The 8887-nt window shown below is 73.3% G+C and carries 10 protein-coding genes; 5 read left to right on the top strand and 5 right to left on the bottom strand.

Features of this window, described 5'->3' with window-relative positions; translation table 11 throughout:
- From ABWK99_RS10200 to lpdA, 3 genes are all read right to left on the bottom strand, one after another.
- Positions 1-455 (bottom strand): NAD-dependent epimerase/dehydratase family protein (locus tag ABWK99_RS10200; RefSeq protein WP_372594594.1); only part of this gene is annotated, 455 nt, incomplete at its 3' end.
- Positions 456-2186, bottom strand: a complete 1731-nt coding sequence (gene sucB, locus ABWK99_RS10205) for a 2-oxoglutarate dehydrogenase, E2 component, dihydrolipoamide succinyltransferase (RefSeq protein ID WP_372594595.1) — start codon at positions 2184-2186, stop codon at positions 456-458.
- Between the two features lie 18 nt (positions 2187-2204).
- The gene (gene lpdA / locus ABWK99_RS10210) at positions 2205-3581 is read right to left on the bottom strand and encodes a dihydrolipoyl dehydrogenase (RefSeq protein WP_372594596.1); all 1377 of its coding nucleotides are present in this window, start codon (positions 3579-3581) and stop codon (positions 2205-2207) included.
- A gap of 167 nt (positions 3582-3748) precedes the next feature.
- Between lpdA and ABWK99_RS10215 the strand changes: the two genes are divergently transcribed.
- Positions 3749-4081: an oxidoreductase gene (locus ABWK99_RS10215; protein WP_372594597.1), complete on the top strand. Its 333-nt coding sequence runs from the start codon at positions 3749-3751 to the stop codon at positions 4079-4081.
- A gap of 29 nt (positions 4082-4110) precedes the next feature.
- On the opposite strand, the gene ABWK99_RS10220 is transcribed toward ABWK99_RS10215, so the two are convergent.
- Positions 4111-5571 carry a leucyl aminopeptidase gene (locus ABWK99_RS10220; RefSeq protein WP_372594598.1) on the bottom strand — a complete coding sequence of 487 codons (1461 nt, stop codon included), beginning with the start codon at positions 5569-5571 and terminating at the stop codon, positions 4111-4113.
- Between the two features lie 172 nt (positions 5572-5743).
- On the opposite strand from ABWK99_RS10220, the gene ABWK99_RS10225 reads away from it, so the two are divergent.
- From ABWK99_RS10225 to ABWK99_RS10240, 4 genes are read left to right on the top strand one after another with little or no spacing between them, the layout of a single operon-like run.
- Complete coding sequence (locus tag ABWK99_RS10225; protein WP_372594599.1) at positions 5744-6100, top strand: hypothetical protein; 357 nt, start codon at positions 5744-5746, stop codon at positions 6098-6100.
- A 45-nt stretch (positions 6101-6145) separates the two neighbouring features.
- Positions 6146-6601, top strand: a complete 456-nt coding sequence (locus ABWK99_RS10230; RefSeq protein ID WP_372594600.1) for a hypothetical protein — start codon at positions 6146-6148, stop codon at positions 6599-6601.
- 10 nt (positions 6602-6611) lie between these two features.
- A complete protein-coding gene (locus ABWK99_RS10235) occupies positions 6612-7637 on the top strand; it encodes a quinone-dependent dihydroorotate dehydrogenase (RefSeq protein WP_372594601.1) in 1026 nt (341 codons plus the stop codon).
- On the top strand, positions 7634-7843 hold the full coding sequence (locus ABWK99_RS10240; protein ID WP_372594602.1) for a hypothetical protein: 210 nt from the start codon (positions 7634-7636) through the stop codon (positions 7841-7843). Before ABWK99_RS10235 ends, ABWK99_RS10240 begins: the two co-directional genes overlap by 4 nt.
- A gap of 7 nt (positions 7844-7850) precedes the next feature.
- On the opposite strand, the gene ABWK99_RS10245 is transcribed toward ABWK99_RS10240, so the two are convergent.
- Positions 7851-8887 (bottom strand): PLP-dependent aminotransferase family protein (locus ABWK99_RS10245; protein WP_372594603.1); only part of this gene is annotated, 1037 nt, incomplete at its 5' end.

Consider the following 8887-nt stretch of genomic DNA (forward strand, 5'->3'; position numbering starts at 1 on the left):
GTCCCGTCGAGCGGGCTGGTCGCCGCCTCCCACGAGCGGACGACGTCGGCGAGGAAGCCCGTACCGGGAGCAGAGGCCTCGGTGAGGGGATCGTTCCCACGGTCGCCGTAGAAGCCCACAGCCGACGCCTGCAGGAGGACGCGCGGACCGTCGTCCATCGAGGCGAGGGTGCGGGCGAGCAGCCCCGTCGGGACCGTGCGCGAGCGCAGGATCGTGCGCCGGTAGGCCGGGGTCCACAGGTGGTCGCCGATCCCGGCGCCGCCGAGGTTGACCACGGCATCGACACCACGCAGGTCGTCGGGGTCGAGCACGTCGTCGTAGGGGTCCCAGCCGATCTCGCGGCTCGACCGGGCCTGGCGCCTGACGAGCCGCCGGACGCGATGTCCGGCGGCCGTCAGACGCGCGACGAGGGCCGAGCCGATGAGCCCGTGCGACCCGGCGACGACGACATGCACCTAGAGACCGACCTCGGCCTCGAAGTCGCCGTCCTCGATGCGCTTCTTCACGGCCATCAGGTACCGCGAGGCGTCCGCGCCGTCGACGAGGCGGTGGTCGTAGCTCAGGGCCAGGTAGCACATCGACCGGACGGTGATGTACTCGGAGCCCATCTCGTCGACCGCGACGACCGGGCGCTTGACGATCGCACCGGTGCCGAGGATGGCCGAGGTCCCGCCGGGCACGATCGGGGTGTCGAAGAGCGCCCCGCCCGAGCCCGTGTTGGTCACGGTGAACGTCCCACCGCTGAGCTCGTCAGGGGTGACCTTGTTCTCCCGCGTGCGCACGGCGAGGTCGGCGATCTTCCGGGCGATCCCGCCGAGGTTGAGGTCGCCCGCGCCGCGGATGACCGGGACGACGAGCCCACGCTCGGTGTCGACGGCGATGCCGATGTTCTCCTCGCCGTGGTACGTGATCTGGTTGCCGTCCAGGACCCCGTTGATCTTCGGGTGGGCCTTGAGTGCCTCCGTCGCAGCGAGGACGAAGAACGGCAGGTAGGTGAGGTTGACACCCTCCCGTGCCGCGAAGCCGGCCTTCGCCTTGGTCCGCAGTCGCGCGACCTTGGTGACGTCGACCTCGACCACGGACGTGAGCTGAGCCATGGAGTGCAGCGACTCGACCATCCGCGAGGCGATGACCTGGCGGAGTCGACTGGCCTTCTCGGTGGTGCCCCGCAGTGGCGAGACGGCGGCAGCCGACGTGGCCGCGGCGGGTGCCGCGGGTGCCGGTGCTGCCGGAGCAGCGGCCGCGGCACGGGCGCGCTCGGCGGCAGCAGCCGCTTCCAGCACGTCCTCCTTGCGGATCCGTCCGCCCACCCCGGTCCCGGTGACCTGGGCCAGGTCGACGCCCTTCTCCCCGGCGAGCTTGCGCACGAGCGGGGTGAGGTAGCCACCGGCGCTCGAGACGGGAGCCGCTGCCGGGGCCGCGGCAGGCGCGGCGGCTGCGGGTGCTGCAGGTGCTGCAGGTGCGGCAGGTGCGGCCGGAGCAGGCGCTGCAGGAGCCGGCGGCGCCTCGGCTGCCGGGGCGGGTGCGGGCTCGGCAGCCGGTGCGGCGGGCGCAGCAGCGCCTGCTTCGCCGATCCGTGCGAGAGCGGTGCCGACCTCGACGGTCTCGTCCTCGCCCACGAGGATCTCGGTGAGCGTCCCCGCGAACGGCGAGGGGATCTCGGTGTCGACCTTGTCGGTCGAGACCTCGAGCAGCGGCTCGTCGACGGCGACGCTGTCACCGACCTGCTTGAGCCACCGCGTGACCGTCCCCTCGGTGACGCTCTCGCCGAGGGCGGGCATCGTCACGTCCTGGGCAGCCCCACCGGCGGCCGGGGCGGGCGGGGCGGCCGGGGCTTCGGGAGCAGCGGGCGCCGGTGCCTCTGCCGGGGCCGGTGCGGCCTCGGCGGCAGGAGCCGGGGCGGCCTCGACAGGCGCCTGCTCGGCAGGAGCCGCAGCAGCGGTCTCGCCGGCCGCGCCGATGGTGGCCAGCGCGGTGCCGACCTCCACCGTCTCGTCCTCGCCCACGAGGATCTCGGTGAGCGTCCCCGCGAACGGCGAGGGGATCTCGGTGTCGACCTTGTCGGTCGAGACCTCGAGCAGCGGTTCGTCGATCGCTACGGTGTCACCGACCTGCTTGAGCCACCGCGTGACGGTGCCTTCGGTGACGCTCTCGCCGAGAGCCGGCATCAGCACAGAGTCAGACATGACCTGGCGTCTCCTTGATCAGTTGTGGGCGTGAAGGGGCTTGCCGGCGAGAGCGAGGAAGGCCTCGCCGAGCGCCTCGTTCTGCGTGGGGTGGGCGTGCACCAACGTGGCGACGTCCTCCGGGTAGGCCTCCCAGTTGACGATGAGCTGGCCCTCCCCGATGAGCTCGCCGACGCGGGCTCCGATCATGTGGACCCCGACCACGGGGCCGTCCTTCTGCCGGACGAGCTTGACGAAGCCCGCGGTCCCGAGGATCTGGCTCTTGCCGTTCCCGCCGAGGTTGTACTCGACGACGTCGACCGCGTCGGCGCCGTAGAGCTCGCGGGCCTTGGCCTCGGTGACCCCGACGGAGGCGACCTCCGGCTCGGAGTAGGTCACGCGCGGGATGCCCGACTCGACGATCGCGACGGGGGCGAGCCCGGCGATCTCCTCCGCGACGAAGATGCCCTGCTGGAATCCGCGGTGCGCGAGCTGCAGGCCGGGGACGATGTCGCCGACCGCGTGGATGTTCGCGACCCCGGTGTGCAGCCGCTCGTCGGTGAGGACGAAGCCGCGGTCCATCGGCACGCCCTGCTCCTCGTAGCCGAGGTCGGCCGTGCGCGGCCCGCGCCCGACGGCGACCAGCAGCAGGTCGGCGTCGTAGGTGGTGCCGTTCTCCAGCGTGACGTGCACCCCGTTGTCGTCCTGCGTCACACCCTGGAAGCGGACGCCGGTGGAGAAGTCGATCTTGCGCTTGCGGAAGGCGCGCTCGAAGGCCTTGCTCACGGCCTCGTCCTCGTTGGGGACCAGGTGCGGAAGCGCCTCGACGATGGTCACCTTGGTGCCGAAGGAGGTCCACACGCTCGCGAACTCGCAGCCGATGACGCCGCCGCCGAGGACGACGACGGAGGACGGCACGTAGTCGAGGTTGAGGGCCTGGTCGGAGGTCATCACGCGACCGCCGATCTCCAGGCCGGGGAGCGAGCGGGCGTAGGAGCCGGTGGCCAGCACGACGTGCTTCCCGGTGTACCGCTCGCCGTTCACCTCGACGGTGTCCTGGGCCACCAGCCGGCCGTGACCCTCGACGAAGGTGATCTGGTGCGCCTTCACCAGGCCCTGCAGGCCCTTGTAGAGCCGCGAGATCACGCCGTCCTTGTAGGAGTTCACGGCGTTCATGTCGATGCCCTCGAGCGTGGCGCGGACGCCGTACTTCTCGCTCTCGCGGGCGGAGTCGGCGACCTCGGCCGCGTGCAGCAGGGCCTTGGTCGGGATGCAGCCGTTGTGCAGGCAGGTCCCGCCGACCTTGCCGGACTCGATCAAGGCAACGGTCAGTCCGAGCTCCGTGGCACGCAGGGCCGTGGCGTAGCCGCCACTCCCTCCGCCCAGGACCACGATGTCGAAGACGGTGTCAGGCACAGTCAGGCTCCCCTCGGGCACGGCAGTGGGTCGGGCGCTCCGGCCATCTTGTCATCACCGGCGAGCAAGCGTGAACCTGAGCGTCGAAGACGAGACCGAAGACCATCGGCAAACATCCTACGTCTTGTCCCGTCGAGCCCTGCACGTGGTGCCCGTACCCTGGACGGATGCGATTGTTCGGGCGACGCCGAGACGAGACCGAAGCCGGCGAACCCCGGCCCGGCGCCGCCACGCGGCGAGCGACGGAGGAGTACCTCGCGGAGTTCGTCCGCACGCGGGTGGGGGTCGAGGCCTACATCGAGCCGGCGACGCGCGTCACGCAGACGACCGTCGTCCTCATCGCCACGACGGGGGAGTGGACCCGCCGCAAGGTCCCGGACCCCCGGACCGCGCGGCAGATCGCCCGGGACCTGTCGATCCCGGTCTACGACGTGCAGCTGACGGGATACCCGCAGCGGATGCGCGACTGGACCTCACGCCAGACGCGCGCGGGACGCTGAGGTCCCGCGCGCCCCGGTGAGAGCCCGGCTCAGCGGGCCTCGAGCAGGCTGAGCAGGGTGCGCACGGCCACCCCTGTCCCGCCGACACCGGTGTAGCCGTGCGCCGCGCCCTCGTTGAAGGCCGGCCCGGCGATGTCGAGGTGCGCCCACGGGGTGTCCCCGACGAACTCCTTGAGGAACAGCCCGGCGGTGAGCATCCCGCCGAACCGGTCGCCGATGTTCGCCATGTCGGCGACGGAGGACTTCAGCGTGGCGCGCAGCTCGACCGGGAGCGGCATCGGCCAGAACTGCTCGCCCGACCGGGCGGCGGCGGTCACCACCTCGTCGCGCATGTCGTCGGTGCCCATCACCGCGGAGACCCGAGGGCCGAGGGCCACGAGCTGCGCCCCGGTGAGGGTCGCGACGTCGAGCACGGCGTCCGGCTTCTCCTCGCACGCGGCGACGAGGCCGTCCGCCAGGACCAGCCGGCCCTCGGCGTCGGTGTTGAGCACCTCGACGGTCTTCCCGCCGCGCTGGGTGATGACGTCCGACGGCCGCTGCGCCGAACCGGACGGCATGTTCTCGGCGAGGCAGAGCCATCCGGTGACCTTGATCGGCAGCCCGAGCTGCGCGGCGGCGAGCACCGTGTGCAGCACGGCGGCGGCACCGGCCATGTCCGACTTCATCGCCTCCATGCCCTTGGCCGGCTTGATCGACAGGCCACCCGAGTCGAACGTGATGCCCTTGCCGACGAGGGCGACCGACTTCTTGGCACGCGGCGGCGCCCAGACGACCTTGACCAGTCGCGGCGGGCGCGTGGAGCCCTGGCCGACGGCGACGAGACCGCCGTACCCGCCTGCGGCGAGCTCCTTCTCGTCCAGGACGGTGACCTTGACCTTGGTGCCCTTGGCGGCTGCCCGCGCCGTGTCGGCGAAGGCCGCGGGGAAGAGGTCCAGCGGGCTGGTGTTGACCAGGTCACGCACGCCGTGGACGGCGGAACCGACGACCTGGGCGCGCTCGACCGCTGCGCGCGCGGCCGAGGACCTCGCCACCGGGGTCACGAGCTGCACCTCGTCCGCCGGCCGCAGGTGCGCCGGGACCTCGCGGTAGCGGTCGAAGGTGTAGGCGCCGATGAGGGCACCCTCGGCGACGGCCGCGACCAGGTCGGCGTCCTTCGCGGGAAGGGCGAGGGCGAGGGAGGTCACGCCGGTCAGCACGCGCGCCGCCGTGCCGGCTGCCCGGCGCAGCGTCTCGGCGCTCACGGGGCCGTCGACCGCGCCGACGCCGACCGTCGCGATGACGGGCGCCTTGGCGAGCCCGGAGGACGGGATGCGGCTCACGGCGTCGATCTCGCCCGACACCCCGAGACCGGGTGCGCCGAGCGCGGTGCGGATGGCGGCGGGCACGTCGTCCCCGAGGACGACGACGGCGCCGGGGGAGGAGGTGGCGACGGCCACGACGAGGACGTCAGCGGCACAACGGGCAGGGTCGGTCGATGTCAGCGTGATCACGTGTCGATGCTAGACGCCGATCCGGCGTGGGCGGCGACCGACGCCGCACGCGGGGCGCCCGGAGGGGTGGCAGGGCTCGATGGGTCCTCCCGCGCGAGCGACCCGCGCACGGGACCGTCCGAAGGACGCGCGGAGGTGCGCGCCGGGGCCTGGCGTCCGTATCGTCGCGCCCGTGTGGACACCCCTGGTCGTGCTCGTCGCCCTCACCTCCGTGCTCCTGGCCGGGTGGGCCGGCTGGTTCGCCCTGCGCGACCGCGCCGTCGTGCTGCGCCAGCTGTGGGGGGCGGCGGTCGTCGAGGGGCTGCTCGTGGTCCAGCTCGTGCTCGCGATCGTCCGCGCGCTCGGTGGGGACGGCCCGCTCGACGCCCCGACGTTCTGGGGGTACGCGGTGACGACGCTCGTCGTGCTCCCGCTCGCGGCGCTGTGGGCGTTCGCCGAGCGCAGCCGATGGAGCTCGGTCGTGCTCGTGGTCGCCGCGCTCACCGTCGCCTTCCTCCAGCTGCGCATGGTGCAGGTCTGGGGAGCCTGACGGCGCCCGTACGCACTCCTCGATCGCGGGCCCTAGGGTCTCAGCGTGAGCACGACCCCCTCGTCCGACGCGACCCCCGTCCCACCCCGACCGACCTCCGCAGGTCCCGGCCGCGCGCTCGTGGCCGTCTACGGGGTCCTCGCCCTGGCGGCGTCCGCGCGCTCCGGCGTCCAGATCCTCACCGACTGGGCGGCGGCGCCCCTCGCCTACGCGCTGTCCGGGCTGTCCGCCGTGGTCTACGTCCTGGCGACCGTCGCCCTGGCACGTGGCGCCGGCCGGTGGCGCGCGATCGCCTGGCTCGCCGTCGGCACGGAGATGATCGGGGTGCTGGCCGTCGGGTCCCTGTCCGTCCTGCGGCCGGAGCTGTTCCCCGACGCGACCGTCTGGTCCGACTTCGGGCTCGGCTACGGGCTGGTCCCGCTCGTGCTGCCGGTCCTGGGGCTGCTGTGGCTGCGCCGCACCCGACCGCAGGCGCCCCCCGTCCCGTCCGCGGCCGGGTAGGTTCTGCCACGTGTACCGGTTGCTCTTCACCACCGTCCTTCGTCGGCTCGCCCCCGAGCGCGCCCATCACCTCGCGTTCACGGCGATCCGGATCGCCGCGGCGACCCCGGTCCTCGGGTGGGCCCTGCGTCGGGCGCTCGCCCCTCGCGGGGTCGCCGTGCGGATCCTCGGCCGGGAGGTGCCCGGTCGGTTCGGCCTCGCGGCCGGCTTCGACAAGGACGGCGAGGGGGTCCTCGGCCTGACGATGCTCGGCTTCGGGTTCGTCGAGGTCGGGACGGTGACGCCCGTGGCTCAGCCGGGCAACGAGCCGCCGCGGTTGTGGCGCGTGCTCGACCAGGAGGCGCTGCGCAACCGGATGGGCTTCAACAACAGCGGGGCGGCAGCCGTCGCGGCCCGGCTGCGCGCGCTGCGCTCCACACCGGCCGGGAGGGCGGCCGTCGTCGGGGTGAACATCGGGAAGAACAAGCTCACCTCCGCGCAGGACGCGGCACAGGACTACGCGACCTGCGCCCGGATCCTCGCACCCTGGGCCGACTACCTGGTGGTGAACGTCTCCTCGCCGAACACGCCGGGGCTGCGCGACCTCCAGTCGGTGGCCTCCCTGCGCCCCCTGCTCGTCGCGGCACGGGAGGCCGCGGACTCCGCGACGGCGCCCGGCCGGTGCCCGTTGCTGGTCAAGATCGCCCCCGACCTGGCCGACCAGGACGTCGACGAGGTCGCGGCCCTCGCCCTCGAGCTGGGTCTTGACGGCGTCGTGGCGGTCAACACGACCATCGCCCACGAGCTGGGCGAGGGAGGGCTGTCCGGCCCGCCGCTCCTGACCCGCGGCCTCGAGGTGGTCACCCGGCTCCGGTCCCGGCTCGGCGAGGGGCCCGTGATCATGGGGGTCGGCGGGGTGATGAGCACGCAGGACGCCCAGGCCTACCTCGACGCCGGCGCCGACCTGGTCCAGGGCTACACCGGCTTCATCTACCGCGGGCCGTTCTGGGCCTCCCGGATCAACCGCGGCCTGGCCCGGCACGAGGAGATGCGATGAGCCCCGCACCGTGGACCTGGCAGATGCTCGGCGAGGGCGGGGTGGTCCTCGACCGTCCCCTGAGCCCCGCCTTCACGACCCGCTTCGACGCGGAGGCCTGGCTCGGGGAGCAGTGGCGGCGTCTGGCCGGCGAGTCCGTCGTGGCGGCCCGGCTGCTCGACGGGGACCGGGTGGTCGGCCCCGAGGTGTCGTTGCGCCGCGACTGAGGCCCGATCACACCAGAACGGCGTCCTGGGGGCGTCGGCCGGGTCGGGACCCGGCGTCGAGGCTGTGCCACGCGGCCGCGAGCGCCGCGACGCCTCTGTCGATGCGGTCGACATCGGCGCTGAACGGGAGACGCATGCGGTTCTCGAACGCGCCGTCGACGCCGAAGATCGTGCCGGGGGAGACGAGGACCCCGTGCTGCGGCGCGACGGCAGCCAGGGTCGAGGACAGCGGAGCCCCGAGGTCGGCCCACAGCGAGAGACCGCCCGCCGGGAGCTCGTGGGTCCACGGGAGCTCTCGCGCCAGCGCGGCGACCAGCGCGTCACGGCGCCCCCTGAGCTCGGCGCGCCGCTCGGCGAGGACCGTCTCCTGCTCCCCGAGCAGCTCGAGCGTGACGAGCTGGTCGAGCAGGCCCGTGCTGAGGTCGTGGCGGGCCCGTTCCTGACCGAGCCGGGCCACGACGTCGCGGCGCGCCCTGACCCAGCCGACGCGCAGCCCGCCCCAGAACGACTTCGACGCCGAGCCGATCGCGAGCAGGTGCGGTCCCGGCGCGGCACCGAGGAAGCAGGGCGGTCCGGCGCCGTCCAGGGCGAGATCCGTGAGGGTCTCGTCGCCGACGACCAGCGTGCGGTGCCGGGCAGCGATCTCGCGGAGCCGCTCGCGGGCGGCGGCGTCGAGGCTGGTACCCGTCGGGTTGTGGAAGTCGGGCGTGAGATGGACCACCCGCGGCGCGCTCTGCCGGATCGTCGACTCCAGCAGGTCGAGGTCGACGCCGCCGACGCCGACGGGTACCGGCACGGGTCGTCCGCCGACACCGCGCACGGCGGAGATCGCGTGCGGGTAGGCGGGGTGCTCGACGACGACGCGCTCCCCGGGCCCGACGAAGGACGCCAGGACCAGGTAGATGGCCTGCTGGGCACCGGTGGTCACGAGGATCTCGTCCGGGCTGGTGGGTGTGCCTCGACGCGTGTAGCGCTCCGCGAGCGCGGTGCGCAGCTCCGGCAGGCCGAGGAAGGTGTAACCGGTGCCCGTGAGGTGCCGCGGCA

Origin of the sequence: Actinotalea sp. (assembly GCF_041597215.1) — a bacterium.
In the GTDB taxonomy this organism is placed as follows: domain Bacteria; phylum Actinomycetota; class Actinomycetes; order Actinomycetales; family Cellulomonadaceae; genus Actinotalea.

Excerpts from the sequence above, each read along its gene's own strand:
- sucB (WP_372594595.1), bottom strand. The coding sequence starts at position 2,186 with ATGTCTGACTCTGTGCTGATGCCGGCTCTCGGCGAGAGCGTCACCGAA.
- ABWK99_RS10215 (WP_372594597.1), top strand. The coding sequence starts at position 3,749 with ATGCGATTGTTCGGGCGACGCCGAGACGAGACCGAAGCCGGCGAACCC.
- ABWK99_RS10240 (WP_372594602.1), top strand. The coding sequence starts at position 7,634 with ATGAGCCCCGCACCGTGGACCTGGCAGATGCTCGGCGAGGGCGGGGTG.